The organism is Methanophagales archaeon (assembly GCA_021159465.1).
Lineage (GTDB): Archaea > Halobacteriota > Syntropharchaeia > Alkanophagales > Methanospirareceae > G60ANME1.
On sequence record JAGGRR010000106.1, the window covers coordinates 1 to 25,478 of the forward strand.

At 46.7% G+C, this 25,478-nt stretch carries 25 protein-coding genes and 2 tRNA genes; 9 read left to right on the forward strand and 18 right to left on the reverse strand.

Annotated features, from left to right (window positions below):
- From J7J01_05270 to J7J01_05285, 4 genes are all read right to left on the reverse strand, one after another.
- Positions 1-1,486, reverse strand: a 1,486-nt coding sequence (locus J7J01_05270) for an NADH-quinone oxidoreductase subunit L (GenBank protein MCD6210289.1), incomplete at its 3' end; no start/stop codon positions are given.
- Positions 1,483-2,940 (reverse strand): NADH dehydrogenase, encoded by a 1,458-nt coding sequence (locus tag J7J01_05275; GenBank protein MCD6210290.1) that lies wholly within the window; start codon positions 2,938-2,940, stop codon positions 1,483-1,485. The genes J7J01_05275 and J7J01_05270, both read right to left, overlap by 4 nt.
- A gap of 3 nt (positions 2,941-2,943) precedes the next feature.
- Positions 2,944-3,264 (reverse strand): hypothetical protein, encoded by a 321-nt coding sequence (locus tag J7J01_05280; protein ID MCD6210291.1) that lies wholly within the window; start codon positions 3,262-3,264, stop codon positions 2,944-2,946.
- Positions 3,264-3,743 (reverse strand): NADH-quinone oxidoreductase subunit J, encoded by a 480-nt coding sequence (locus tag J7J01_05285; protein MCD6210292.1) that lies wholly within the window; start codon positions 3,741-3,743, stop codon positions 3,264-3,266. Before J7J01_05285 ends, J7J01_05280 begins: the two co-directional genes overlap by 1 nt.
- 167 nt (positions 3,744-3,910) lie before the next feature.
- Here J7J01_05285 and J7J01_05290 point away from each other — a divergent pair, with 167 nt between their 5' ends.
- From J7J01_05290 to ilvC, 3 genes are read left to right on the forward strand one after another with little or no spacing between them, the layout of a single operon-like run.
- Positions 3,911-4,402, forward strand: coding sequence for a hypothetical protein (locus tag J7J01_05290; GenBank protein MCD6210293.1), 492 nt, complete (start codon positions 3,911-3,913; stop codon positions 4,400-4,402).
- 29 nt (positions 4,403-4,431) lie between these two features.
- Positions 4,432-5,460 carry a homoserine dehydrogenase gene (locus J7J01_05295; GenBank protein MCD6210294.1) on the forward strand — a complete coding sequence of 343 codons (1,029 nt, stop codon included), beginning with the start codon at positions 4,432-4,434 and terminating at the stop codon, positions 5,458-5,460.
- Positions 5,461-5,513: 53 nt separating this feature from the next.
- The gene (ilvC, locus tag J7J01_05300) at positions 5,514-6,497 is read left to right on the forward strand and encodes a ketol-acid reductoisomerase (GenBank protein ID MCD6210295.1); all 984 of its coding nucleotides are present in this window, start codon (positions 5,514-5,516) and stop codon (positions 6,495-6,497) included.
- Here ilvC and J7J01_05305 read toward each other — a convergent pair.
- The 5 genes from J7J01_05305 to J7J01_05325 all read right to left on the reverse strand — a co-directional run bounded on the left by J7J01_05305 (position 6,491) and on the right by J7J01_05325 (position 12,720).
- Positions 6,491-7,396 carry a ribose-phosphate diphosphokinase gene (locus J7J01_05305; protein MCD6210296.1) on the reverse strand — a complete coding sequence of 302 codons (906 nt, stop codon included), beginning with the start codon at positions 7,394-7,396 and terminating at the stop codon, positions 6,491-6,493. The two genes, ilvC and J7J01_05305, sit on opposite strands and share 7 nt — an antisense overlap.
- A 3-nt stretch (positions 7,397-7,399) precedes the next feature.
- The gene (locus J7J01_05310) at positions 7,400-7,672 is read right to left on the reverse strand and encodes a hypothetical protein (GenBank protein MCD6210297.1); all 273 of its coding nucleotides are present in this window, start codon (positions 7,670-7,672) and stop codon (positions 7,400-7,402) included.
- 91 nt (positions 7,673-7,763) lie between these two features.
- A complete protein-coding gene (locus J7J01_05315) occupies positions 7,764-9,317 on the reverse strand; it encodes a proteasome accessory factor PafA2 family protein (protein MCD6210298.1) in 1,554 nt (517 codons plus the stop codon).
- A 5-nt stretch (positions 9,318-9,322) separates the two neighbouring features.
- Positions 9,323-11,083, reverse strand: coding sequence for a proteasome accessory factor PafA2 family protein (locus tag J7J01_05320; GenBank protein MCD6210299.1), 1,761 nt, complete (start codon positions 11,081-11,083; stop codon positions 9,323-9,325).
- An 11-nt stretch (positions 11,084-11,094) separates the two neighbouring features.
- Entirely contained in the window at positions 11,095-12,720 is a 1,626-nt protein-coding gene (locus J7J01_05325) for a 26S protease regulatory subunit (protein ID MCD6210300.1), read from the reverse strand.
- A 105-nt stretch (positions 12,721-12,825) separates the two neighbouring features.
- Between J7J01_05325 and J7J01_05330 the strand changes: the two genes are divergently transcribed.
- On the forward strand, positions 12,826-13,842 hold the full coding sequence (locus tag J7J01_05330) for a phosphate uptake regulator PhoU (GenBank protein ID MCD6210301.1): 1,017 nt from the start codon (positions 12,826-12,828) through the stop codon (positions 13,840-13,842).
- 16 nt (positions 13,843-13,858) lie between these two features.
- Here the strand turns inward: J7J01_05330 and J7J01_05335 are convergent, their stop codons facing one another.
- The 5 genes from J7J01_05335 to J7J01_05355 form a co-directional block, all read right to left on the reverse strand.
- A complete protein-coding gene (locus J7J01_05335) occupies positions 13,859-14,449 on the reverse strand; it encodes an adenylate kinase (GenBank protein ID MCD6210302.1) in 591 nt (196 codons plus the stop codon).
- Positions 14,450-14,490: 41 nt separating this feature from the next.
- Positions 14,491-15,261, reverse strand: coding sequence for an ABC transporter ATP-binding protein (locus tag J7J01_05340; protein MCD6210303.1), 771 nt, complete (start codon positions 15,259-15,261; stop codon positions 14,491-14,493).
- The gene (locus J7J01_05345) at positions 15,262-16,059 is read right to left on the reverse strand and encodes an ABC transporter permease (protein MCD6210304.1); all 798 of its coding nucleotides are present in this window, start codon (positions 16,057-16,059) and stop codon (positions 15,262-15,264) included.
- 24 nt (positions 16,060-16,083) lie between these two features.
- Entirely contained in the window at positions 16,084-17,193 is a 1,110-nt protein-coding gene (locus J7J01_05350) for an ABC transporter substrate-binding protein (protein ID MCD6210305.1), read from the reverse strand.
- A 199-nt stretch (positions 17,194-17,392) separates the two neighbouring features.
- On the reverse strand, positions 17,393-19,345 hold the full coding sequence (locus tag J7J01_05355) for a DUF11 domain-containing protein (protein ID MCD6210306.1): 1,953 nt from the start codon (positions 19,343-19,345) through the stop codon (positions 17,393-17,395).
- Positions 19,346-19,498: 153 nt separating this feature from the next.
- Here J7J01_05355 and J7J01_05360 point away from each other — a divergent pair, with 153 nt between their 5' ends.
- The 4 genes from J7J01_05360 to J7J01_05375 all read left to right on the forward strand — a co-directional run bounded on the left by J7J01_05360 (position 19,499) and on the right by J7J01_05375 (position 22,396).
- Positions 19,499-20,260, forward strand: a complete 762-nt coding sequence (locus J7J01_05360) for a slipin family protein (protein ID MCD6210307.1) — start codon at positions 19,499-19,501, stop codon at positions 20,258-20,260.
- 76 nt (positions 20,261-20,336) lie between these two features.
- Positions 20,337-21,611: a hypothetical protein gene (locus J7J01_05365; GenBank protein ID MCD6210308.1), complete on the forward strand. Its 1,275-nt coding sequence runs from the start codon at positions 20,337-20,339 to the stop codon at positions 21,609-21,611.
- A 61-nt stretch (positions 21,612-21,672) separates the two neighbouring features.
- Positions 21,673-21,789, forward strand: a tRNA-Tyr gene (locus J7J01_05370).
- Between the two features lie 25 nt (positions 21,790-21,814).
- Entirely contained in the window at positions 21,815-22,396 is a 582-nt protein-coding gene (locus tag J7J01_05375; protein MCD6210309.1) for a DUF99 family protein, read from the forward strand.
- Between the two features lie 25 nt (positions 22,397-22,421).
- Here the strand turns inward: J7J01_05375 and J7J01_05380 are convergent, their stop codons facing one another.
- From J7J01_05380 to J7J01_05390, 3 genes are read right to left on the reverse strand one after another with little or no spacing between them, the layout of a single operon-like run.
- On the reverse strand, positions 22,422-23,354 hold the full coding sequence (locus J7J01_05380) for a transcription initiation factor IIB (GenBank protein ID MCD6210310.1): 933 nt from the start codon (positions 23,352-23,354) through the stop codon (positions 22,422-22,424).
- Positions 23,355-23,391: 37 nt separating this feature from the next.
- A complete protein-coding gene (rnhB, locus tag J7J01_05385) occupies positions 23,392-24,027 on the reverse strand; it encodes a ribonuclease HII (protein MCD6210311.1) in 636 nt (211 codons plus the stop codon).
- On the reverse strand, positions 24,024-24,923 hold the full coding sequence (locus J7J01_05390; protein MCD6210312.1) for an FAD-dependent oxidoreductase: 900 nt from the start codon (positions 24,921-24,923) through the stop codon (positions 24,024-24,026). Before J7J01_05390 ends, rnhB begins: the two co-directional genes overlap by 4 nt.
- A 111-nt stretch (positions 24,924-25,034) precedes the next feature.
- Here J7J01_05390 and J7J01_05395 point away from each other — a divergent pair.
- A tRNA-Val gene (locus J7J01_05395) sits at positions 25,035-25,106 on the forward strand.
- A 20-nt stretch (positions 25,107-25,126) separates the two neighbouring features.
- Here J7J01_05395 and J7J01_05400 read toward each other — a convergent pair.
- Positions 25,127-25,432, reverse strand: a complete 306-nt coding sequence (locus J7J01_05400; protein MCD6210313.1) for a 50S ribosomal protein L21e — start codon at positions 25,430-25,432, stop codon at positions 25,127-25,129.
- Positions 25,433-25,478: the final 46 nt, after the last annotated feature.

Consider the following 25,478-nt stretch of genomic DNA (forward strand, 5'->3'; position numbering starts at 1 on the left):
CTAAATGCTCATGCTTCGGCTTCTCACCTTTTATGAAGTTCAAACTCGTGAATCGCGCCAGTATTGCCGAATAAGTCAATGAAGTTGCTAAGAGTAGAATGAGCGGCAGGAGCATACCCTCATGAAGTAGATGCTCCATGACTTCATCCATCCCAGATTTCACCCAGTAAGCGGTAAACGGTGGCATACCCACGAGGAAAGTCGTTGCTACGAGTGTTACAGCAAATGTGGCCTTCATCTTCTTACCAAATTCCAGATTGCCCACTGAGAATCGTGTATGTGTGGCATGGATTAGATGCCCACTAACAAGGAACAGACTCGCCTTCGCAAATGCATGAACCGCTAAATACCAGAACGCCACGAGCAGCGCAAAGTTCATACCCGTACCCGGCACCTCCTCAGGCAGCCAGTAAGATGCCGCCGCGGTGCCGAACATCAGTCCAAGACTGGACATCGTGGATGCTGCGAGCAGTACCTTCCGCTCTAACATACCTGTCGCTACAAGTGCACCATACAAACCCGATGCCAGTCCCACAAACAGCACAATCATATATACTGACTCCACACCCGGGATATTATGCATGTGCGTACTCCATGGCTGTATATACCATGTGAGCTTGATGAACACATAAGCACCCGCAGCAACCATCGTCGCTGAATGCAGGAGCGCGCTGACAGTTGTGGGACCGGTCATTGCGGTCATCAACCACTCGGAAAACGGCACCTGCGCAGACTTGGTGAAAAGCCCCATGAGTAGCATGACCATCAGGATTACAGTACCGGCAGCACCGATCTTCATGAATAACGCACCCCATGCTATCTCCGAGATGTTCAGATTACCACCAGCGAATACCCATATCGCTGCGATTGCAAAGAACATCGGGACATCACCAAACCTTATCGTTGAGATAGCGCGCCAGCCGCCGAAGCTCGGTGGCCAGCAAAATTCCAGCGGCCCCACCTTTCGCCCCGGCACTCCCACGTATGCAATCTCGTCATCATCACGGAACCAGTGGCCGATTAAACCCCACGATGCCGCTCCTAAACCTTCCCAGCCAACAAACAATAAGAATAGATTGTCACTATACACCACAAGCAGCATGGACGCCGTGAAGAGATTGAAGAAGAACCAGTACCATGATGGGCGATAGTCGCCACGCATGTAATCCAGCCCGTAGATAGCGATGAAAAACGCAATTAACGCTGTTATAACACCCATACTTCTGCTTAAATAATCAGTAATGAGCACGATGTTTATCCCCATGCCCGGAATCCATGTATAAGGTGAGACGAACCTGCAGTCCGGCAATTCGCTCGGGAATGTGAAGAAGATATAAAGACTCATCAAGACCGAGATGAAAATGCCGAAGACCGAGAGATAGGGCAGTCGCGCTGTCCACTCCTTGCTCTTGTATAGCAATGCGATGGGGATACTGCTCACGACCGGTGAGAAGAACAGTAGCAGAAATACCAACCATTCGTTCATGGCACCACACCTCCTAAACCTGATATCATATCCAATCCATGAATTAGCACCGTTGAGAGCGGTGGGAACAATAACAGCACGGAAATGATACCTATCACATACAATGGTATATACAGATACCTGCTTATCCCCAGTCGCTCAGTTGATTTTGGCTTACCATAGAATACTTTCCTCAACGTGTAGAATCCATACCAGACCGAGAGGATGAACATGAAGACCACTCCCAGGATGACGCCTAAACTGCTCGTTTTAAGACCAAAAGTATCTACAACACCTCGCAATATGAAGAATTCACCAAGCATGCCCACCGTCAATATACCACCGAGATTCAGGAACCCGACCACCGCGGCATTAGAAATAGCAGGGATTGAATCATGTAGCCCGCCCATCTTATTTATGTCACGCAGACCATGATGAACCGCGATAATCCCGCCTGCCGATGAGAACAGAATTGACTTACCGAACGCATGCGACATGTACTGGATGACCATCCCGAGAAGCCCAAAAGGACCAAGCGTGAGCGCAACCAGCATATAACCCATCTGTGAGACTGTAGAATAAGCTAACAGCCGCTTGAAATCCGTCTGCTTGAATACCGAGAAACCTCCATACAGACTTGAAAATATCGCATAACCAAGTATGGGCATCCGATATGACTCAATAAACGAATAATCTATAAGAGCAGTCCTCAACAGGACATACCCCGCAAGACCCACAGTCAGAGGACTTAGGAGTGCACTGACAGGTGTTGGCGCTTCTGCATGTGCCCAGGGCAGCCATATATGCGGTCCAACAACCGGGAGTTCTATGATCATACCGCCGAAGATGAACGCCCACGCTACCATGCCCACACCTTTGCCACCTGCCATTATCGCATTCAGTGCGAGCGTGTTATTGTTAAATGCCAGTATAACGAAGCCTGCAAGTGTAAGCACACCGGCTATTGCGCACCACACTAAGTATAGAAGTCCTACCCATCTCCTGTTCCCGTATCCGTAATAATAGATGAGCAGGAAAGCACTGATCAACATGAGTTCCATGAAAACGTACAGAAGTGCGAGATTACCACTGTAAACAAGCCATAGCATTGAAGCGGCATAGAGGTTGTATATAAAGATATAGCGCCTGAATTCCACATTCTTATCCAGCTTCAGCTCCTCAAACCTGTGTTCCATGTAGGGCAGAGCGAAGAGAGCAACCATTGCCGAGACCACACAGATTGTGAGCCCAAATGCATGCGCGATGAAGTCCAGATTGAGGTAAATATCACCGATAGGAGGCGAGAATTGCATCAATAGTATCTCCCGGGGACAGCCCCCGAAGATGCAATACAGGATAGAGAAGAAAGGCAATAGAAACGCCAGCACAGTTAGATGCGTGGCTTCTCTGGGCTTCAATAGTGGCGCTATGAATACTACAACCAGCGGTATTATTAGCATGTAGAGTAAATTCATAACTTATAACTTATCACCTCCTGCTGTTATATCCCGCACGAGAATATTCTTCTTCCTCCTGTCCTGTATCACAATCGCGGCAATCAACACCAGAAGCTCGCCAGCACTGGTGAATATCACTATTATAGAAGCGGCAAAAGCGGGGTTGGCTGCCACTGCGAAGAGCGGGATTAAAGACATGAACACCGCACCGAACATGAGTTCCAGCGCTATTAACAGCCTTATCAGGTCTTTACTCGATAATGCCGTGAGGAATCCCAGTAGAAGAATTGCGAAGGATGTCACATAGATCAACGATATAGTCATCTGATTTATCGCCAGCATTAGCTCTCCTCACCCCTATAAAGCTTGATTACCGATAGAAACAGTAGTATAACGAGCGAAGTAAGGAACAGAAATAGGAGTTGATATTCGGATTCGGGCTTTAAGAAACCCTGAAGTGTGAATCTTATCTGGCTACCCATACCCATACCATGAAGAGGATGTGCAAATATCGAAAAGCCAAGTATCACTCCTGTCATAAGCACCGGTATGCACCATATCCATGAGAACTGCCTCTCCGGCATCGCCCTATAAGTAGCAGCGAGCGCTACTGTTACTATTCCAATCACTCCTACGAATACGAACACGATCAATACGAAGAGGGGTTGGAGGTCGAAGAGGGCATAGACTGTCGCCACCATGACAAGCGTCAGAGTCATGAATAACGTTGAATAAAAGTTATCTTTACTGAGTAAGACACCTAAGGCTGACAACACCAGAATCCCCGCAAAGGCTTCCAGCAATATCATTTCGATATTCATTGATTCAATCTTTTGCACTATACATAAAAAGATTTTCGGTTTTTCTCTGTGTGATGGATCCTTATCCTATCGATGAAGCCTTCTTCCTCTCCCCCCTTAATCTTGAAGAAACTTTTTTTAGCACTGCTCATAATTAACCGTAGAGTCATAGTCGGGGTAGGGTCGAAATGAAGATATCAATGGACATCGAGCTGAAGGACATCCCCGGTCAACTGGTACAGGCATTGAAGCCGGTATCGGACCTTGGGGGTAATATCATTAGTGTGCTGCATCAGAGGGATAGGAAGACAGCTTCTGGGCGGGTACCTGTTCAGCTGGTATTTGAAATGGAAGAGAGGAGACTGGACAGATTGGTAGAGAAGTTGAAGGCGGAAGGCATGCATGTGGTGAGCATAGGTAAGGAGCGATTGAAAGATTCTATGGTCGTTATTCTCATCGGACACATAGTACACTCTGATATAAGAGACACAATAGAGAAAATAGATAGCACTGGCTTTGCAGAGGTGGTAGGACTCTCTCTATCCATGCCGGGTGTGGATAAGAAATCTTCTGCCGCCCTGGTTCTATCTGCGATAGGTAAGAAGGAATTAAAAGAGGCTCTGAAGATACTGGAAGCGACAGCGAGTAAGAAGGGCATTATGGTAATCTCACCTATATGATTATTGGTTATTGTAAAGATGTATGAGAGATGAGAGCAGAAGAGAAGACAAAGACGAAGATAGTAAGAATCTCGATAGTAGGGTTCGGGCATGTAGGGAGTGGTGTAGCCGAGGTAGTGATGCGTAAACACGATGAGATATTGAGAAAGCATGGGCTCGATCTGCAAATAGTGGGAATAGCGGATTTGAAAGGGACCATTATAGATGAAGCGGGTTTGAGCGGGGATGAGATAGTGAGATTCAGAGCTGGTAGAGCATTGAAGACCGAAGTAGATGTAGACATGAGCAGTCTGGAGTTGATAAGGGAGATAGAGCATGAGGTGATGGTGGAAGCGACACCGACGAATGTTACGAATGGGGAGCCTGGCTTAACCCATATCATCACCGCACTTAAATCTGATAGACATGTGGTAACATCAAACAAAGGTCCACTCGCTCTGGAATACCGGAAGCTGATGGAACTCGCTGAGCGTAAGGGCAGAGAAATCAGATTTGAGGCGACGGTAGGCGGTGCAATGCCACTTATCTCACTGATACGCGAGAATCTCGCGGGCAACGGGATTATCTCTATAAAGGGTATATTGAACGGCACATGCAACTACATACTGACGAGGATGACAAATGAGAACCTGCCCTATGAGCATGTATTGCGGGAGGCGCAGGAGATAGGAATCGCCGAAACTGATCCATCGAAGGATGTAAAAGGGATTGATACAGCAGTGAAGCTGGTGATACTGGCAAATTCAGTCTTCGGGATGGATGCCACGTACAGGGATGTGAAGGTCCGGGGTATCACTGAGATAACACCTGACGCATTGAAGCTCGCTAAGGATGCAGGATATGCTATAAAATTGATAGGAGATGTGGATATAGATGGGCAGCTTGAAGTCACACCGCGACTGGTACCGGTCAGTGACCCCTTGAATGTCGGTGGTACGCTGAATGTGGCAACAATAAGAACCGACCTGGCTGGTGATATCACGGTCATCGGTAAGGGTGCAGGATCTATCGAAGCCGCAAGTGCCATTCTATCCGATATAATTGCGATCTACTCATGAATTTAGGTTAATACCGAATAAGCTTTAAATATATTGTGAACCAAGAGTGATGCATGAAGATATTACATGATGAAGATGTGGATGATAGCATCCTGGAGGATAAGACGATAGCAGTGATAGGTTATGGAGCGCAGGGAGAAGCGCAGGCGAAGTGTTTGCGGGACTCCGGTGTTAAGGTGGTGATTGGGCTGCGTGCTTCTGGTGCAAGCCGGGAACGAGCGGAGAAGGATGGGTTTGAGGTACTGCCGATAAAAGAAGCGGCGCGAAGGGGCGATATTATTCATATTCTGATCCCTGATGAGGTACAGGCGGAAGTGTATGAGTCCGAGATAATGCAGGAGATGCAAGCAGGTAAGACTCTCAGCTTCTCTCACGGCTTCAACATCTGCTTTAATAGAATCGTTCCACCACCGGATGTGGATGTCATCATGGTAGCGCCGAAGGCACCGGGTACAGAGGAGCGGAAAGCGTACCTGGAAGGTTTTGGGGTGCCCGGGTTGGTCGCAGTGAAACAGAACCCTTCTGGTACGGCACGCGAGGTGGCACTGGCAATGGCGAAGGCGATGCACTGGACGAGAGCAGGGATTCTCGAATGTACATTCGAGGAGGAGACGTATGAAGACCTCTTCGGTGAACAGTGTGTGTTATGTGGAGGTCTGGTGGAACTGATGAAGAACGGTTTTGAAGTGCTTGTAGAAGCAGGCTATCCACCTGAAATGGCATATTTCGAGTGTGTACATGAGATGAAACTCATCGTTGACCTGATATGGCAGGGTGGGATAAAACGTATGGCGGAGGTTATATCCAATACCGCAGAGTATGGAATGTGGTCAGTAGGGCATAAGATAATCGGGCAAGATGTGAAAGCGAGGATGAAGGATGCGTTGAAGCGGATAGAGAGTGGTGAATTCGCATCTGAATGGGTAGAAGAATACAGGAAAGGGATTCCATTCCTTAAGATGAGCAGGGAGAAGATAAGCAAGCATCAGATTGAGACCGTTGGTAGCGAGATAAGGAAACTGTTCAGGAATCACTGAAGCCCAGGTTCAAGTTCTTTTGCAACCAGCTTCGCTATACTCACACGACTGAATAGCGACTCCACCGTATCTGTGCTAATTAATTCTTTAACACCCGCATGGAGCATTCGCAGAACGGCGTTCTGCACGAAGATACCATGCACACATGCAACGTAAATATCACCCGCATTCTGCTCTCTCAGGAGCCTGGTTGCTTCTGCGATGGTACCACCGGTGGATATGATATCATCAACAATAAAGATATTCTTACCCTCAATATCAATACTCAGCTCCTTGGGCTTTATCTCCACCTCATCACCCGTTAGCCGCTTCTTCTCCAGTACATCATAATCGAATCCATAAGGAGTTGCAACTGCTCTTGCTAACTCCTCTGCACCCTCATCCGGACCTATTACCACAACCGGGGCTGGTGCTATTCCCATCATCTTCATTATATAATCACCGATTAGCGGCGATGCATCCAGCTCGTGGACACGGACGTCAACATCAATCTGAAAGTAGCGCAATTCTGCACGGTCATGCACATTAACCACATAGATGCTATCCAGAGCTGGGGCACTAAAGCATATACTCCTCGCTATCGCCCTTATTGATACCGCTTCACCGGGCTTAAATTGCTTATCCTGCCTCGCATACCCGAGATAAGGGATGACAGCAGTGATTTTAGACACACCTTCTGCTTCTGCTGCATCCAGCAATTGTAGCAGAACTACCAGGTCGGTATCGCTTCTTATGCTCTGCACTACTACCGCATGCTCACCTTCTACATCGCCTATTATCCTTGTGTATAATTCACCATCCGGGAAACGTCTGAACTCGCACAATACAAGTTCACAGCCCAGTTCCGCAGCAATACGCGCACCCAATGCCTGTGATGCCTTTCCGGGTATTATCTTCATACCTCATTCGCCTGATGTAGCATATATCTCATAGGGCATTATCTTTTTGTTCACCTTCTTCTTGCCCTTTAACCTACTCACGAGATCCGCGGCTTTCTCCTTCTTCTCCCTCATCTTCAAACGTTCCATTATGGCTGCCATCTCTTTGTCCTTGCTTGTATCCCTATACTTGTACTCCTTCTCTTCGGTCTTTACATATTCCTCTTCCTCTTCTGTTATCTCTTCCTCTTCTTCTACCTCTTCGTCCTCCATGCGCTCAAATACAACTACATCCACTTTTATTCAACCCCCTTCGCCCTCATTCGTTTATAATATAATATACCTATGTTGATTTGTTTTAGCCTCTGATAAACTTTACTTCTAATTTCTAATAAATCACCTTCTCCGGATATAATCGCTTTGCCACTGATAGACTCTCCTCCATGTCCTTAGCCTCACAGCTCGCCATTTCATCCTTGTTGAGCATAAACGGCTCATCCAGTAATATCTTCGCCTCGTTCAGAACCATAGTTGACCAGCTAAGACTCCTCACATGTGCCCTGTATCGCTTCATCATCTCCGTCTTGAAGAATTCCCGTGTTTGCTCCGGAGCATTGAATAGTGCATGCCTCACCCTCGCTGAGTATGAATGCCTGTCCACACCTGGCAGTTCCCGTTCTGCAAATACCAGCGACTCCTTTGGATTGAAGAGGCTGGCACCCTTTACCTCATCATCTTTAGTTTTGAGGTAAAATCCGAGATTCTCATCCAGTAACGCATACTGATTACAGATACTGATCCCTTCTGAGGCGCTCTTCGGCTCATAGTTTACGAGCAGTGCTAATTTCGTCACCCAATCTATTCCATCCACATAATCTTCCATAAGCCGTGCTTCAAACTTCTCTAATAGTCTGCTCAAGCATTTCAAACCTCTCTTCTCCCATTTGTCGCCTCCATACTCCGTGCTTACCTTCTCCATCGCATCCAGATAGAACTTTAAAATGCTTACCGCATCTGTTATCTCTCCTGACTTCAGCTTTATCTTCCACTCACATTCCTGAGTATCCGTAGATATCATCTTAAAAGTCTTCACAGGGTCCTCTATCTCTGGAGCATCATCCAAGAACCCTGCTTCAAAAGCGCAAATCACCAGCGCCTGCGCAATATCGCGTAAGAAGATCGAATATTCACACCGCAACCCCTCATAATGGATATCATGAAGCCGCCAATAGCGCCTTGCCGCGTGTGGCTGGTCCCTTGTGTTCAGTATCCCGCGATCCACAGTAGTAGATAGTGAGGACTTCTGGGTTACAAACATCGCCCTCGGTGAAATAACAAACTTCACACCCTCCTGACCGATGAACTCACCTGAGACTACGTCACCTGAGCCTGTGAAGATGATTCGAGTGATGACCCATGGCATAAGCGCCCTCTCCACCCTCTTCCAATCTTTACATGCATCCCTGAGTGTGATTATATTACCATGTGTGGCATACGTAATCGTCTTCACCCGTTTACCTTTCCATACCCCTTTCTCCAGCGCGATATTAGCTACATTATTCTTGTGTACCAGAACCTCCTTCTTCAATGCCAGACTCGCTTCTCTCGCACCCACGAGCGCATATATCTCCGATGCTTTCTCGTATGCCATGGCATCAATGGGATTGTTATATGAGGGTGTAGATATCTCCAGATGCCCCATGTCGTTGTAGATTCGGCAACCGTTATTTCCATAACTGGATGCTATTCGCGATTCATGCACTTCCTGCGATATCTCTGTCGCTGTATCCCAGACGACATCCTGAGAGAACCCACGCCTCTTCAAACCACGAATCGCAGCATTCACGAGTAATGAAGGATTCAAATTCGCCTTCGCACTCACCGGATATTCTTGCTCTATCCCCCTTATCTTACTCTCCGCCCCCTTCCTCCGGCTGTTCATCCGGCTTATTCCTCTTCTTTTCCCCCTTTTCGCTCCTCCGCCTTTATCTCTTCCACCTTCTTCGCTATGCTATCCTCATCCCAGCCATCCAGCTGATCGAACCGGTAGGTCTTGTTGTTTGAATACATCAGATAGTCCAGATATGGATTCCTGACTATTCTATTCCTTATTTCACGACTTATCTCCTCCTCCCAGCCCCTTATATCCTCCTCTTCCGCCAGTAGCCGAACGAGAACCTGCCTTGTTGATTCACCACGACGCCTCTCACGCAGGAATACCACTACTGCACTGGGCATTCGCGCAAGTTCTGGATACCGCTCGAATAACCTTGAGTACTCCTCACCCGTTGGTCTACTCATATCTATCTTTATCTTTGGCTCTTTTGTTATTGTTATCTTATTCCAGCTGAGCGCAGCATTCTCAAATTCTGACGCGAGCTTCACACGCAGTTCTGCCCTCGAGTTCTTCGGCGGGAATAGAAGCGCTTCTCCTAAGTCCTCCTCTGTTAATATCCGTTCTACTCCTATCCTGTCGGCAATGTGCTCATATAAATCGTAATCACAGAGATTGGTGAAATCGAACGATGCTGCTATCTCCTTCTCTATTCGCTCATCCATCAGGTACATGCTCCGATAATCAAACTTCCCCTTCGGGATATAATCGTATTCAAAATCGTCTATCTCGTGCTCTATCACCCACAGTTTCAGCACCCACTCCAGACGCCTCACCACATACATGTCCTCGAGCAAGCCCTGACTGAACTTATCAGTGAGCCTCTTGAAGGTATCTAATACGTATTCATCCCAGTAGGATGTTTCCCGCTCCTCAAACAGCTCTTCTATCACTGACAGATAATAATGATTCAGGTAGTCAATTGCGGATTCCGTTCTTCCATTCATCAATTTTATTACCCAGTCGCCTTCGGTGTTCATAGAGATATCTTTAAAAGTCTGAAGCGGGTTCCAGATCTCCTCCACATGCGTTAGTTTCTCTGACTCTATCGCATCTATTACATAAGAGGTGAGTGCATTATTGAGCAGTCTGGTAACCTCAGACCGAACACCCTCACCTGAGGTGATATGAACCCGGTATTTATCCTTTGTACTCAATGGCTCGTCCCTCGTTGATAATATAGGCCACTGAGAGGGCGATTCAGTTAGAACACGCCTTGAAACCATAGCTTTTGGTGAAAGTACATATTTTATTCCATCCTTCTCCGCTACAAAGCCGCCGGCACCGAAGAATATCTTCCGAAGCACCAGGAAAGGAATGAGTAAATTCTCATTGCCTACAAACCTCTTGCGATCTGCTATGTAAGATTCATGCGTGCCACGGCTGTATCGCTTATCTATCTCAACATTCGCCTTCCAGCACTGTATGTAAGTAGGCTGTGAGCCTCTCCTCTTCAACTTCTCCCTGTATCGCTCATTCGCCTTCTCCACCCCTATCTGCATGTACAGTTCCGCAGCTTTATCATATTTCAGTGCCTCAAATGCATCTCTGCATTCCGGTGTGGCTATTTCCAGATGCCCACCCGTGCAGATATAAATCCGCGAACCATTACGCAAGAAGCCGTCATTCCTCCTCCTCAACTTTGAACATATCGCCTCTGTACCATCGAAGAATGTATAATTCTCAAGTGCGTGAATCACCTCATCCACGTGATAAAATCGCGCATAGCGATATAAACCAGGAGATTCTGAGCTTATACCTACCCTGAATTCATGCTCTATCCCCTGCCATCTGCTCAAATCCACATTCACCATTTTATACGCCCTTAGAAGTGCATTCCGGTGTCTTCCTCAGGCATCGCCTCATATCCCGATGCGATCATCTCCTCCGCCCTTCTCTGTACAAACTTGTCAAAGCCCTCTTTTAGATGCCTCATGCTCACTCCTATATCCTCTACATGCTTATATTGCTTCTGCAACTCCTCCATCTTACTGTTTGCATCCAGTATATCAGCCATTCCTTCATCATCCCACATCTTACGCATGCCTGCATCTTTTATTCTACCACGCTTCAACATGAGTAACGTCCGCTCCTCCAGCGCCTTATCCTTCGCATAGTTGAACACTTGTGCGATAAAACGCCCGGTAACTGTATTCCCTCTCTTTATCCTTCCTATCTCCGTCTCCACGTACTTATCCTCGAACATATACTCCACAAGCCCTTGCACCAGTGACTTCCTCGCTTCTTCTTCTCCTCCTGCCTCTTCTATCACATGACGGTCAAGTGGGACCTTCCTCACATATATGCCTGCAATGGAATAAGCAGCTTCTTTATCTGCCTTTGGCACTTCTATTATCTTATCAAACCGAGCTCTGAATGCCGAATCTATCAGATGTAACCGGTTTGTAGCTCCTATCACAGTAAGATGGGGGTGCAGGGAGTAAAAACCGTCCAGAATATCCAGCAGTTGCCCTGTAACTCGCTCCGGAGCTCCTGATGAACCCGTGTACATACCTCGCTCCTGAGCTAATGCATCTATCTCGTCGAAGAAGATCACACCATAATCGTTCTCTCCTTCTTCCAATTTATCATTCGCTGCCTTGAATACCATCCGGACATTCCGCTCGGACTCACCGAGCCACATGCTGAACAGTTCACCTGCACCTACTTTCACAAACTCGCAATTAGGCAATGCTGAAGCCAGCGCCTTCGCGCACATCGTCTTACCACAGCCCGGTGGACCATACATGAGTATCCGCCGTGAACGCTCTCCATATCTTGCATAATCATCAGGATTTAGCATCGGAAGAATGATGCTATTTATCAACTCCTGCTTCACCTCTTTCAAACCACCAATATCGTTAAAACTCACTCCGGGATTCTTCGTGATCTCATAACGCGTGAACTCCTTCGTCTTGTAACTCTTCAATATGTCAAATGTACCAGGGAGAAGCCCGACCTTCATCCCCTCCTTCAACTTCGCTTTATCCTCCTCTCGCAATCTCTTGTATATCCTACCACGCCCTTTACCCGTTGATATCTCCCCTATCCATCCCTCGTCATCTTTCCGCAGTTCCTCTACCTCTCCCACCTCCAGATCCACCACACGGTCATATACCCTGGTGATGCCAATGGTAAACCCACTCGGATTGTTCTTATCTGGAATACGACCTATGAAGACATATTTGCCCTCTCTCAGGTCCTCTATCTCTTCATCGGTTAGCGTTCCATAAGGTAAAGCCTTTAATGCACCATTTAAATTCACAATTGCACCCTCATCAAGCTTCTCCACCACGAATCCACAATCTAAAGGTGGTGACCGGGATTTAGAAACGAGCTTCTCCAGGTCCTCCTTATACGCTTCCGTCTCCTCATACTTCCGTCTCAAGCGCCTGTACTCGCTCTCTAACCGCTCATACTCGTATCTTGGAATATAGTCCTCCCTCTCCATTGTAACCCCATCATATCTTATATACTGCGTTTATAAAAAGAATTGCTTTATATACACATTTATGTAATTATATTTTTAATATATAGATATAAAGAGATAAATGTGATGAGAGAAGAGAAACGAAAGATTCAACTAACCGGTGGTTCCACTTTTACCATCTCTTTGCCCATAAAATGGGCAAGGGAGGCGGGGATAAAGCAGGGTGATGAGCTCTCTCTTATCCAGCGTGATGATAAATCCCTTCTGATTACACCGGTTAAGGCGAAGAAGGAGCTGATGAATTGTGCTGAGCTTACGCTCATAGAAGATGAGGAGCTTGAAGGTAATTTCAGATTCCTCATCGCTCATTACCTCGTTGGTTACGATATCGTGAAGCTTCTTTCTCCAAAAGGATTCAGTGCAGAGGAGAGGAAGTGGATAAAGGAGGAAGTCAGGAAGCGATTGATAGGTATGGAGGTGGTGGGGGAGTCGGCAAGGGAGATAATACTAAAAAGCTTCTTGAAATACGAGGATTTCACTCTTCAAGATGCGATTCGCAGTATGTCAAAGATAATACTCTCAATGCAGGGAGATGCGATTGCAACACTTCGCAAGAACGATTCTAACCTTGCTGATGATATCATAGAGCGTGATGACGAGATAGACAGGTTTTATCTACTGATTGTGAGGCAACTTAAAGCTGCAATGAGTGATCCTGAACTGGCGAAGAAGATAGGTGTTGACAGACAGCGAGAAAGCCTGGGATACCGAATAATAGTGAAGAGCATGGAGCGAATAGGGGACCATGTGGAGAATATAGCGAGAAATTCAACGATGATAAAAGTACCAGAGGATGCCATAAAGAAGATAGAAAAAATAGGTAACAATGTCAGAGGGCTCTTCATCAAAACGCTGGACGCATTATCCACGATGGATATAGAGAAGGCGAATGAAGCGATAAAAGATGCTAACAGCCTGACTGAGGAGTCTGAAGCAATAAGTGAGCAGCTCCTGCGTGAAGAGCAAGGTGCTGATAAGATACATGCCCTTTCTGTATTACAAAGTCTGGGTAGAATGGCGAAATATTGTGAGGATATAGCAGAAGTGACGATAAATATGGGAATAAGAGGTGCAGAAGAGTAACAAAAATAAAAATCAACTAAAGCAGATTGGCGAATTCCTCCGCCGCTTCCTGCAGCCCATTGTTATGGTTCTTAATTATCTTCACCGCTGCACCGGTAAGGCATGCATAAGTCATCGACACCGCGCGGTTCATGAATTGGTGTTCTTCTATACCGCTTTTATCCTCTACATCTCGCTCCCGCGTCTTGTCTTTACGCCTTCGCTCCAGTATCTCCTCCGGTTTCGCCTCTATGAGCACGAACATATCGGGCTTCAGTTTTCGAAGCACGTATTCGGGCAAACCCGGTAGATAACCCGCAGGAGTCTTTATCGTGCAATGCGTATCTATGATGATATGATCGGTACTTCTTCGCCATTCAGCAATCTTGTCACAGGCATGCAGCTGTATTTCACGCTGTTTCTCAACCGATAATCTCCTCAGTTCATCCCGATTCCTCACAATTCCCTCTTCAAGTGCTGCCTCATACATTACATCGCCATAATTTCTCACACTATATCGCTCTCGCTCCCTCTTACTTCTACTTCTATCCTCTATCAGGCTTAAAGCTTCTTTTATCACCGTTGATGAGCCTGCTCCAGGCATTCCGGTCACAACTACCAGTGTCATCTCTACCCCCTCTTTATTCTACTCTACAAACTAATCCTTCTTTAAATTAAGCCTACTTTCTTATGCTCAGTGATGAGTTTTCGGAGCAGTTGCTCTCTAATCACATTCGCCTCCACACTCGTTCGCTTCCTCGGTCTCTCTATATCTATATCTATACATTCCACAATGCGACCGGGTCTCGCGGACATCACTACCACTCTATCAGCGAGATAAACCGCTTCATCAACGCTGTGCGTAACGAATATTATGGTCTTCTCTGTCCTTTTCCATATCTGTAAAAGCTCTTCCTGTAGTATATTCCGCGTTTGCGCATCCACAGACCCGAAAGGCTCGTCCATTAATAATATCGAGGGTTCCGTTGCGAGTGCTCTTGCAATTGCCACTCGTTGCTTCATACCGCCAGAGAGCTCATATGGATAATGTTTCTCAAACCCTCTTAAGCCCACAAGTTCTATATACCTCTCCGCTATTGCATGCCGCTCTTTTGACTTTATGTTCCGCATCTGCAATCCGAATTCCACATTCTTCAAGACCGTCCGCCAGGGGAACAACGAAAATTCCTGAAATACCATCCCTCTATCTGAGGAAGGCCCTTTCACTTCTTTACCATCCAAAATAATCTCACCACTGGTTGGATACTCCAGACCAGCAATCATCCTCAGCAAGGTGGTCTTACCACAGCCTGAGGGACCGATGATACACAGGAATTCTCCCGGCTTCACATCCAGATTTATATCTTCCAGCGCCTTTATCTCTCCTTTTTCTGATATATAGGCCTTCGTTACGTTCCGAACTTCAAGTTTGTGGTTCATTTATTTAGCTATTACAATCCCTCTCTTCCACTTGAATAACTTCTCCTCCACAAAATACCTGAATAAGCGGTCCAGCAGTAAGGCTACAAGTCCCAGAATTATCATATATAAAATGAGTTTATCTATCATGTGCAAAGGCCAGAACACCTGAAATAATCGGTATCCCAGCCCACTTTTGCTTACCCCGAACAGTTCTGCCGCCACAACGCACATCCAGCCCACCCCCATCCCTATCCTTATACCTGTGGCGATAAAGGGCAAGGAGAATGGTAATGCAATGAATTTTATCAATTTCCACTCCTCTCTACAGCCCAACACACGCGCTGCATCTATATACGTCTTATCCACTTCTCTGAACCCTGTGTATGTATTTATCAGAATAGGGAAGAAGGCACCGATGAATACGATAAATCCCGCTGCGTAATGCGTGAGCCCACCCCACAGGATTGCGAAAGGTACCCATGCCAAAGGCGGTATTGGACGCAGTATCTCAACCATCGGGTCCATAATTCTGTCTACTATCCTGAACCACCCCATAAGCATTCCTACTATTATTCCCATTGCCGCTCCTGCTCCTATACCTATACCAAAATGCAACAGACTGATACCGATATCAAGTGGTATTATCTCCCATATATCACAGAATGCAAGCAAAATAGAATACGGAGAGGGCAGCTTACCCGGATTCCGCACAATGAAGTTCGATACTAATTCCCATAAGATGATCGTTAAGGATAAAGAGATCGCTTCTATGATTCCCCTATTGTTTAATATTGATATTAGCCTGTTTCTCTTCATTGTATTAAAAAAGAGAGGAGAGATTTAAATTTTGAATCTCCTCAACACAATATAAACGAGTAGTGCAGCAATTACGAGTAGAGAAGTGAATCCTGGTGTTGGCTGTGATGTTGGCTGTGGTGTTGGTGAGACTGTTCCGGGAGCAGGTGCAATTCCCATGACCTCATCATATAGGCTTGTATCAAAGAGGTCTTCCTCTGTTAATAGCTTGTTTGTGTAACCCATCTCGTAGTCCACCTTCGCATATACAAGCGTTGAGTTTATCTCGATATGCGGGTCATAAACCCATGCCCCATCCCAGCGCTTTATAGACTCCTTCACCTTCTCCACGTCTGTTCCTCTCACCTTCCGGGCATATATCTCCGCTGCTTCTTCCTTATGCTCATTGTTATATCGAGTGGCGTTTATATGTGTTCTGATTATCTGTTTAACGAGTTCTGGATGCTCTCTTATCAATCTCCCACTCACTAACAGGCAGCAACAGGCATGATTGGGAAACATCTCTCCCGAATAAACAACCGTCTTACCTGCGTCCGCCATTTCTATTATCGTAGGTGACGGAGCTGGCAGGAATACACCATCCACAACCCCAGCCATTATCTCTGTTATCGCCTCTCCTGGTCCCGCGCCTATGATATGCACATCCCTACCAGGATCTAACCCATTATCTTTAAGCCATTTCTTGAGTATTGTATCCTGGATGGAGCCCTGAGGGAAAGTGGCTATTTTCAGTCCTTTCAGATCCGCTGGAGATGTGTAGTTGGCAGCCAGTCCTGGTGAGAGAACGAGTGCAGAGCCATTTGTATTGACAGAAGCGACGATCTTCGCATCTAAACCTTTATCTATAGCAGTGATAGGAGGAGCAGTGCCCACATATGCAACATCAAGTTCCCCCGCCATCATCGCAGTCATCTCGGGAGGACCGGATGAGAATTCAGTATCTGTGATATTCTCAACGCCGAATTTCGCAAGGTCCCTCTCCCACCAGCCCTTCTCCATCGCGGTCATTTCTGCTATCTGGTGCGTGCTGGGCTGATAACCGATGCGCAACGTCTTTATCTCACTGGCTCCACATACTGTGATGATACCACTAATGAGTATCAGAGTAAGCAACACTGACACGAACTTTTTCATTCTATCACCTCCTACTGGGCATAATTTTATACAATTATCTACTCATGGTTTCTTTACATATAAAACCTTCTATTTTTGCACATATTATCGCCTTATTGTATATAAACTTAAACCGATGAGCATGCAGGTCAATGGTCGCTGTCGCTGCTGTCGCTCTTATAGACTACAACTTTGAGAATAAAAAAATAAGGGGGCAGATTTAGTAGCCCCATACACCTATGCATAACGGATTCCCCCCAGGATAATGTGGATACCATGGTGATGTAGACGTGTCGGATGGCGGTGTGTAAGGGAGCGGATAAACAGATCTTACACCCGGGAACGGGCATAACCTGGTTAAATCCGTCGTCCAATGTTTCATATGCGGTGTTGTCGAAGTGCAATTACCGGTGACATCACAAGCGGTGATATAAATTGTGAGGACCGTACCTGCTGGTTGTCCTGGTATCGTCGCATTCCAGTAGCCATCGAGTATAGTACCGCTGACCAGAACCATACTCACTGTGCTAACATAATTTGATAGATTTATGTAGGTGAGGTTCACTGTATCCACACCGAGGTCATCCGTGACATGTGCGGTTATTGTCACGTCCTCTCCCTCAACTGGATTATCACTTGACTGTGTAAAGCGCTCCACGACTGGTGGTGTGGTATATGCATTTACACTCGCTTCAGTCTCACTGAAGACCGTACCACCTGCGGGTAACCTGCCTGAGACATTGACATGATTGACAAGCACTCCAAGCTGACTCTCGTTTACATGTAGCCGCGCCACAAGATATACTGTCGTGGATTCCGAAGCTGAAAGAGTATTTATAGACCAGTTTACCCACTGGCCACTGTTCTGACCGTCGTCAGTGGCTTTTATGAAATCCAAACCCGGAGGCAAACTGTCATTTATGTACACAGGACTGAGGTCTGCTCCGCCACGATTGGTCACCGTTATGCTGAAGTTGATATCAGTGCCATTAACGCCCCTGGAAGGCGATGCGCTCTTCTCCACACTTATTCCTGATGCATACGCAGTCACATTCGTTATAGTGTCATTGGTGATGAGTTCGCCACCTGGAAGCTTACCACTGACAGTGACAAAGTTTGTCAGAGTTCCTGTAACATCTCCACTGATATTCGCTTCCAGATATACTGTCACCATATCGCCGCTCTGCAGTGTATCCACGGACCAGTTTACCCACTGACCGCTGTTCTGACCGCCATCAGTAGCTTTTATGAAATCCAAACCCAAAGGTAAACTGTCATTTATGTACACAGGGCTGAGATTGAGTTCACCGAGATTGGTCACCGTTATGCTGAAGTTGACGGTCGTACCTGGAGCGCCTGAATCGGGCTGTGCACTCTTTCTGACATCTATCCCTGCCAATGTAGATACGCTCACTGTGCACTCATCATCATCACTCACTTCTACACCCTCTTCCGTGGTAGCGTTAACAGTAGCAATGTTTGTAACCGCAGGTACATCCGATTCGTTGATGATATGAGTTATCGTACCTGCAGTTGATTCATCGGGCATCAGCGAGATTCCCTCCAGCGGTATCTCTCCATACCTGCTGTCTCTAACCTCAATACCAGTCAGATTCACATCTCCGGTATTGATGACATTGAAGCAATAAGTTACTGTGTCACCGATATGAGCGCTCAAAGAGTGAGACCCTGGACAGGTACCATCAAGAGAAGCGGTCTTTATGATCGCAATAGCAGGAGCAAGAATCTCCGTACTCTTCGTCACCCTTGCAATGACTTCATCACCTGCTTCATCGAAACCCTCCACCTCAAGTGTATCCTTCACACTCTTATCTGCACCTATATCAGCTCTCTGAACCACATAAGAGCACAGATAGGTCTTATTAGCACCGGATGTGAGGAAGAGGTTTGTATCCAGAAGCTCCGCCGTGCCATTGGGATAGACATTGGTGACATTCAATGTATAGTTCAGGCTATCTGAATTCGCTACTTGCAGTGTGTAGTTAATGGTCTCACCAACACTGTACATATCTCGGGGTGTGTTCAGGCTCAGTTCAATCCATCCGGCGTTCACCGGCGTGAACACCGCGAGGAAGAAGAAAACCACCATGAGGCATGATATAAAGATTCGTTTTTTGTTCACCTTCTTGTGTTGGCCACTGTTCATAACCATCTTTTAGCTCCTCCTTGTTTTCACATGTGTGTTTGACATATGTTATGTGAAAAGTGGTATATAAGCCTTCCGGTGGCATTTCCGGTGGAAAACGCACCGGAAATGATATATGTATGTATAGCAGTAGAAAGGATAGGAGGTGAGAACTAAAAAATGGCTTTTGAATTGCTAATAGCTGGAATAGTAATTGTAGTGCTGATATTGCTGGCATCGGCGATAAAGGTGGTGAAGGAATACGAACGCGGTGTTATCTTCAGACTTGGGCGACTTGTTGGCGCCAGAGGACCCGGACTGTTCTTTATCATACCTATCTTCGAGACCATGGTAAAGATAGACCTCAGGGTTTCGGTATTCGATGTGCCGCCACAGGAGGTTATAACAAAGGATAATGTCACCACGCGGGTCAATGCTGTGGTCTATTACCGCGTGCTCGACCCGGAGAAAGCGGTAACTGTTGTGGAGCGATATGACTATGCCACATCCCAGATCGCACTTACCACAATAAGGGGGGTGATAGGGCAGGCGGAACTGGATGAACTGTTATCAGAGCGTGACAAGCTGAATCAAAGATTACAGAAGATAATTGACGAGGCGACCGACCCGTGGGGAATAAAGATATCAGCAGTGGAGATAAAAGACGTGGAACTGCCAAAAGAGATGCAACGCGCTATGGCGGCACAGGCAGAAGCGGAAAGGGACAAAAGAGCGAGGATTATCTCCGCAGATGCTGAATTCCAGGCAGCGAAGAAGATCGCAGAAGCAGCAGGTGTACTCGCAACGCAGAAGGGCGGGATGTTCATCAGGGCATTGCAGATGATAAAAGAGGCTACGGAGGAGAAGGCTACCACTGTTATCATCCCGTTCCCGATAGAAATGCTCGAAGCTTTAGGGTATCAGACCGAGAAGAAGACATAAAGCACCTGACAACGATAGCCGATCTTTTATCTGGTGATAGCACATCTATTTAAAGTGTAGTGTATAAGCGTGATGTATGGGGAAGCAATTCCTGGAGATAACAGAGCAGAAAGAAGTAGAACGTAAGATTCATGAACTGAGCGCGAGAATAGCAAAACAGCTCGATTCTGAAAATGTGGGAATAGAGAGTGCCCTGGGTCGAGTTGCTTCCACCGATATTTTTTCCCCTCTTAATATCCCTCCCTTTGACCGTGCGACAATGGATGGTTATGCGGTTGTGGCTTCTGACACATATTATTGCTCTGAAGATGCACCTGCCACGCTGATAGTAAAGGCACGCATCCGTGCAGGAGAAGTTCGTTCGGAAGATATAGAGAGAGGCTTCTGTATGGGTATATCTACCGGTGCAGCCGTTCCTAAGGGTGCCGATGCGGTTGTCAAAGTCGAGAATACGATGGAGATAGAGCGAGAGGATAAGGATGTGGTTAAGATTTACAAACCTGTAGCACCTGGAGAGAATATCATGCTCGCAGGCTCGGACATAAAGCGCGGCGAGAAGATAGTTAAACGAGGAACCACATTAACAGCGCAGGATACAGGTGTTATAGCTGCGTGTGGATTGACTATGGTCAAGGTCTATAAAAAGCCGACTGTCGCGGTCATATCCACAGGTGATGAGCTGGTAATGCCCGGAGAGAACCTGACACATGGTAAGATATACGATGTTAATGCCCGTACGCTAAGTGATTCTGTACGAGAATGTGGCTCTGTTCCGTTATCTCTTGGTATCGTACGTGACCGGAAGGAGGAGATAAGAGAGAAGATAAAGGAGGCTTTGAGAATGGGTGCAGATGTTATAATACTCTCTGGTGGGACCTCAGCAGGAGGAGGAGATGAAGTGCCAGTAGCGATAGAGGAGGTTGGGGAGATCATCCTGCACGGTGTGGATATAAAACCGGGTAAACCGTTTGTACTAGGGATGTGCCATGATAAGCCTGTATTCGGGTTGCCGGGGAATCCTACCTCAGCATTGATATCTTTCAACCTCTTTGTCGCTCCACTGCTGCGTACAATTTCTGGCTCAGGCTCGGGCTCTATTCAAAACCAGCAGCCGAAGAGTAGTAATAATGTGAATGTGAAGACTGCTTGCAGAATATTCTCTGAGCCGGGTCGAAATGAATATCTGTTGGTGAAGCTCGTTCCTGAGAATGGTAACCTGGTTGCCTATCCCATCCTCTCTGGCTCTGGTGCGATCACGACCCTTGCAAAGGCTGATGGATACATATACATGGGTAAGGGCAGGGAGATAATAGAGGAGGGAGAGGAGGTGGAAGTGAAACTATTAAAGTGAAGATGAGAATAGAAAACATCAACCTTTATATGTTATAAGAGATACTTCGTAGTTGTATATACCCGCCTTAACTCAGTCTGGAAGAGTGCGCGGCTGTAGTGCGAATTTTTGACCACCTCCCAAGGTTATACCGCGCGCGGAAACCGTGATGTCCCCGGTTCAAATCCGGGAGGCGGGATTCATATTCCTATTCCACTGGTGTCATGACACTGCACATACACAAGAAGGGCATGAGGGTACTTGGAATAGCAGAGAGTTTCGTCATGGAGTACGAGAAGTCTGTACTTGCAGGCATAGTGATGCGTTCTGACTTCATCATAGATGGTGTAGCCTTCAGTGAGATAACAGTGGGTGGAATGGACGCAACAGAGGGTATTCTGCAGCTATTTCGTTCATTGCAGCGTGGCGATATAAACGCGATGATGCTCAATGGCTGTGTTATCAGCTGGTTCAACATAGTGAATTTAGAAGAGCTCTATGAGAAGCTGCAAATACCCCTTGTATGCGTGACTTACGAGGAATCCGAGGGACTGGAGGGGCATATAGAGCACCATTTCAAAGATAGAGAGCGCGATTTGAGGCTCGAGGCATACCGGAGATTGGGAAATCGCACAAAATTCACCTTAAGTAACAAGTATGAGGTTTTAATACGATTTTTGGGTATGGATACCGCAGAAGTCAAAGCCATACTCAACAAGTTTACCCTGCATGGTAGGGTGCCGGAACCTCTCAGGATAGCAAAGATGACGGCAAGAGCAACACTCAGATATTTATATCCCGCTTAACTCTGTCTTCAATTTGCAATTTGTATTATAAGAGCACTTCTATATCCAGCTGTTCGGATAATTCCTTGTATCTGTTTCTTATTGTAACCTCAGTAACACCGGTAACATCAGATACATCCTTTTGTGTTCGATGCTCGCCATTTAAGATCGCTGCGATATAAATAGCCGCTGCTGCAATGCCAATGGGTCCGCGTCCATTGGTCAGCTCCTTCTCCGAGGCTTTCTTTATTATCTCTATCGCTTTCGCTCTTATGTCACCGCCGAGACCGAGCATGGAACAGAACCTGGGTACGAAGTCAATAGGTGATGCAGGCGATATCTTAAGGTCCAGTTCCCTTAATAGGAACCTGTAAGCACGCGATATCTCCTTCTGCCCCACTCGAGATACTTCCCTCACCTCCTCGAGTGTTCGCGGCACTCCGTACTGCCGACAGGTGATATACAGTATTGCAGAGGTTATACCCTCGATGCTACGTCCACGGATTAGATGCTTCTTCATCGCTCTCCTGTATAGCATGGATGCCGCTTCCCGGATATTCACCGGCAATTTTAACGCGGATGACATCCGTTCTATCTCAGAGAGCGCAAAGATGAAACTCCTCTCGGTTGTATTGGCTATATGTGTTCGTTGCTGCCATTTCTTCAGCTTGTATTGCCCCTGCGCTGACGACCCCCAGTTAGTGAGCGTACTCAACCCTTTATCATGGATTCGATAAGTGAGCGGAGCACCAACTCTCGCTCTCTTGGACATCTGTTCTGAGTCAAAGGCACGCCACTCAGGTCCAAGGTCCACGATATTCTCAGCAATCACCAGTCCACAGTCAGCACAAAATATTTCCGCCTTACCATAATCACGAACCAGACACTTAGAGCCACATTCAGGACACTCCTTGACTTCCTCCCGCTTCTCCTGTTTTTTATCCTTTCCCCCTCCTTTCTCCCTTTCCGGGACTACCATCTCAATATCAGTTAATCGTGGGTATATAAATATGATTTTACTTATAGCATAACCGCTCAAACGTTTTCCATGACTGCCTCACACAATCAGGGATATTATCCTTCTGTTCCTTCAGCAGCCGATTCAAAAACTGGATGGTCCTGGGATCTGCAGGATAGCCACTACCTATCTCTGCTCCTATTTCAGTGGCAAGTTCTCTAATTGACCTATCGCGGTGCACTTTTGCCACTATTGACGCCGCGCTGACCACCGGATAGTTTTCATCTGCTTTGAACTCCGAGATTATCTCGATGTCACGCTCACGTATGTTGCACTTCTTGCGGAGGTTGGAAGCGAAACGTTCTGGATTGACATCAGCCGCATCAACGTAGACCCTATCGGGATGAAGAAGTTCAATGATACGGGCGAAGAGGTCAACAGTGATTTCGTTCATACTCTGGCTCTTCCTCCTTTCGTCTATCTCCTTCGCGGTGAGTTCCATGACCTGAACCTCAGTAGCATTCTCGATGAGCTTTGCAAGCTGTTCTCGCCTCTTAGAGCTAAGTTTCTTCGAATCTCTCACTCCCAGTACGCCCAGCCCTTCAAAGTTAAGAACCCCAGCGACAAAGAGAGACCCTATCACAGGTCCCCTTCCCGCTTCATCTATTCCTATCTCCCTCAACATGGCGCTCATAGCAGGTCATTATAAGCCGATAGCGCGGCAACCGCACCTTCCGCACAAGCGACTACCACCTGTCTGACCCCTCCTGTAACGTCACCCGCAGCATATACACGTTTGAGATTCGTCCTCTGGCTTCTATCAGTGATTATATACCCATTTGCATCGAGTGCAACGCCCATCTTCGCAGCCAGTTCACTGTTCGGCTCTTCGCCAACCGATATAAAGAGACCGGCGATGGGAAGCTCGCTCTCAACGCCCTTACTATCAAGAATGACGCTTTTTAGCGACTTATCACCCTTTATCTCCTTTACAACCGAGTTCCAGCAGATGGTAACACCCGCATCTTCCAGCTTCTGCTGTAGATATCGCTCTGCTCTGAGCTTATCTCTTCTATGAATTAATGTGACCATACAACCAAGGTTTCGCAGATATAAAGCTTCCCTAACTGCAGAATCACCACCCCCAACCACAGCTACAGGCTTGTTTTTGAAGAAGAAGCCATCACAGGTGGCACAGTATGATACACCCCTTCCGAGGAATTCAGCCTCGCCCTTTGCTCCCAACCGCCTGTGTCTGGTTCCTGTGCTCATCACCACCGCTCTTGTGCGATAAGAGTTCTTATCGGAGGAAACAACCAGCTCGTTCGAGCTTACTTCTATCATCTCAACCTTCTCCAGCTCTCGAATCTCAACGTATCGCGATACATGCTCTTTTATCTTCGATGCCAGTTCCATGCCTCCAACTCTATTGAATCCCGGATAATTCTCTATCTCCGGAGCTTCGTTCGATAGACCTCCGCTTATTCCTTTCTCAAGTACCAGGGTTTTCAAGCCGCTTCTCACACCATACATCCCTGCAGTCATCCCCGCAGGTCCTGCACCCACTACAACTAAATCTTCTCCTACCATAGTATCCCGTACCGTATTCACCAATATGAGGAAAGTAAATAAATGTCCAACCTTATTTTTATAATAGCATCATTGTATAAGAGTTAGTATTGAAATTGACATAAAGGTAAAGGGCCCGTGGTCTAGGGGAATGACGTCGCCTTGACGAGGCGGAGGTCATGCGTTCGAATCGCATCGGGCCCATATTAATTCTTAATTTGGAATTAGGGTGATTGCAGGCGAAGGTGTTCCGGTCTGATGAATAACTCTTTTATCTTTTTACGCCCTCTGATGCCATCTGATACCTTTATAATAAATGCCCTGCCTCGTTCACCCACGACCTCCCCGGTCATACCATGGAATCTTCGATGTGGCATCCCCTTATGGACGCTGGGGTCTATCCTGATGTGAACCCTGTCACCCGGCTTAAAGCTCTGAATCGCTCTGTTTATGGGAGATAAACCCCGCTCCCTCTTCCTCTTACTCAACTTCTTCCTCGTCTTCTTCCTCTCTCCATGAGAACGTGGCATTATTCCTACACCTCTAAACCTCAATTGGCTTGAGTTTATTTATATA

Excerpts from the sequence above, each read along its gene's own strand:
- J7J01_05340 (MCD6210303.1), bottom strand. The coding sequence starts at position 15,261 with ATGAACCACAAACTTGAAGTTCGGAACGTAACGAAGGCCTATATATCA.
- J7J01_05400 (MCD6210313.1), bottom strand. The coding sequence starts at position 25,432 with ATGCCACGTTCTCATGGAGAGAGGAAGAAGACGAGGAAGAAGTTGAGT.
- J7J01_05275 (MCD6210290.1), bottom strand. The coding sequence starts at position 2,940 with ATGAATTTACTCTACATGCTAATAATACCGCTGGTTGTAGTATTCATA.
- J7J01_05285 (MCD6210292.1), bottom strand. The coding sequence starts at position 3,743 with ATGAATATCGAAATGATATTGCTGGAAGCCTTTGCGGGGATTCTGGTG.
- J7J01_05280 (MCD6210291.1), bottom strand. The coding sequence starts at position 3,264 with ATGCTGGCGATAAATCAGATGACTATATCGTTGATCTATGTGACATCC.
- J7J01_05375 (MCD6210309.1), top strand. The coding sequence starts at position 21,815 with ATGACACTGCACATACACAAGAAGGGCATGAGGGTACTTGGAATAGCA.
- J7J01_05335 (MCD6210302.1), bottom strand. The coding sequence starts at position 14,449 with ATGACACTGGTAGTTGTGACCGGAATGCCTGGAGCAGGCTCATCAACG.
- ilvC (MCD6210295.1), top strand. The coding sequence starts at position 5,514 with ATGAAGATATTACATGATGAAGATGTGGATGATAGCATCCTGGAGGAT.
- J7J01_05325 (MCD6210300.1), bottom strand. The coding sequence starts at position 12,720 with ATGGAGAGGGAGGACTATATTCCAAGATACGAGTATGAGCGGTTAGAG.
- rnhB (MCD6210311.1), bottom strand. The coding sequence starts at position 24,027 with ATGAGCGCCATGTTGAGGGAGATAGGAATAGATGAAGCGGGAAGGGGA.
- J7J01_05345 (MCD6210304.1), bottom strand. The coding sequence starts at position 16,059 with ATGAAGAGAAACAGGCTAATATCAATATTAAACAATAGGGGAATCATA.
- J7J01_05295 (MCD6210294.1), top strand. The coding sequence starts at position 4,432 with ATGAGAGCAGAAGAGAAGACAAAGACGAAGATAGTAAGAATCTCGATA.
- J7J01_05355 (MCD6210306.1), bottom strand. The coding sequence starts at position 19,345 with ATGGTTATGAACAGTGGCCAACACAAGAAGGTGAACAAAAAACGAATC.
- J7J01_05290 (MCD6210293.1), top strand. The coding sequence starts at position 3,911 with ATGAAGATATCAATGGACATCGAGCTGAAGGACATCCCCGGTCAACTG.
- J7J01_05365 (MCD6210308.1), top strand. The coding sequence starts at position 20,337 with ATGGGGAAGCAATTCCTGGAGATAACAGAGCAGAAAGAAGTAGAACGT.
- J7J01_05315 (MCD6210298.1), bottom strand. The coding sequence starts at position 9,317 with ATGAACAGCCGGAGGAAGGGGGCGGAGAGTAAGATAAGGGGGATAGAG.
- J7J01_05380 (MCD6210310.1), bottom strand. The coding sequence starts at position 23,354 with ATGGTAGTCCCGGAAAGGGAGAAAGGAGGGGGAAAGGATAAAAAACAG.
- J7J01_05305 (MCD6210296.1), bottom strand. The coding sequence starts at position 7,396 with ATGAAGATAATACCCGGAAAGGCATCACAGGCATTGGGTGCGCGTATT.
- J7J01_05390 (MCD6210312.1), bottom strand. The coding sequence starts at position 24,923 with ATGGTAGGAGAAGATTTAGTTGTAGTGGGTGCAGGACCTGCGGGGATG.
- J7J01_05350 (MCD6210305.1), bottom strand. The coding sequence starts at position 17,193 with ATGAAAAAGTTCGTGTCAGTGTTGCTTACTCTGATACTCATTAGTGGT.
- J7J01_05330 (MCD6210301.1), top strand. The coding sequence starts at position 12,826 with ATGAGAGAAGAGAAACGAAAGATTCAACTAACCGGTGGTTCCACTTTT.
- J7J01_05320 (MCD6210299.1), bottom strand. The coding sequence starts at position 11,083 with ATGGTGAATGTGGATTTGAGCAGATGGCAGGGGATAGAGCATGAATTC.
- J7J01_05360 (MCD6210307.1), top strand. The coding sequence starts at position 19,499 with ATGGCTTTTGAATTGCTAATAGCTGGAATAGTAATTGTAGTGCTGATA.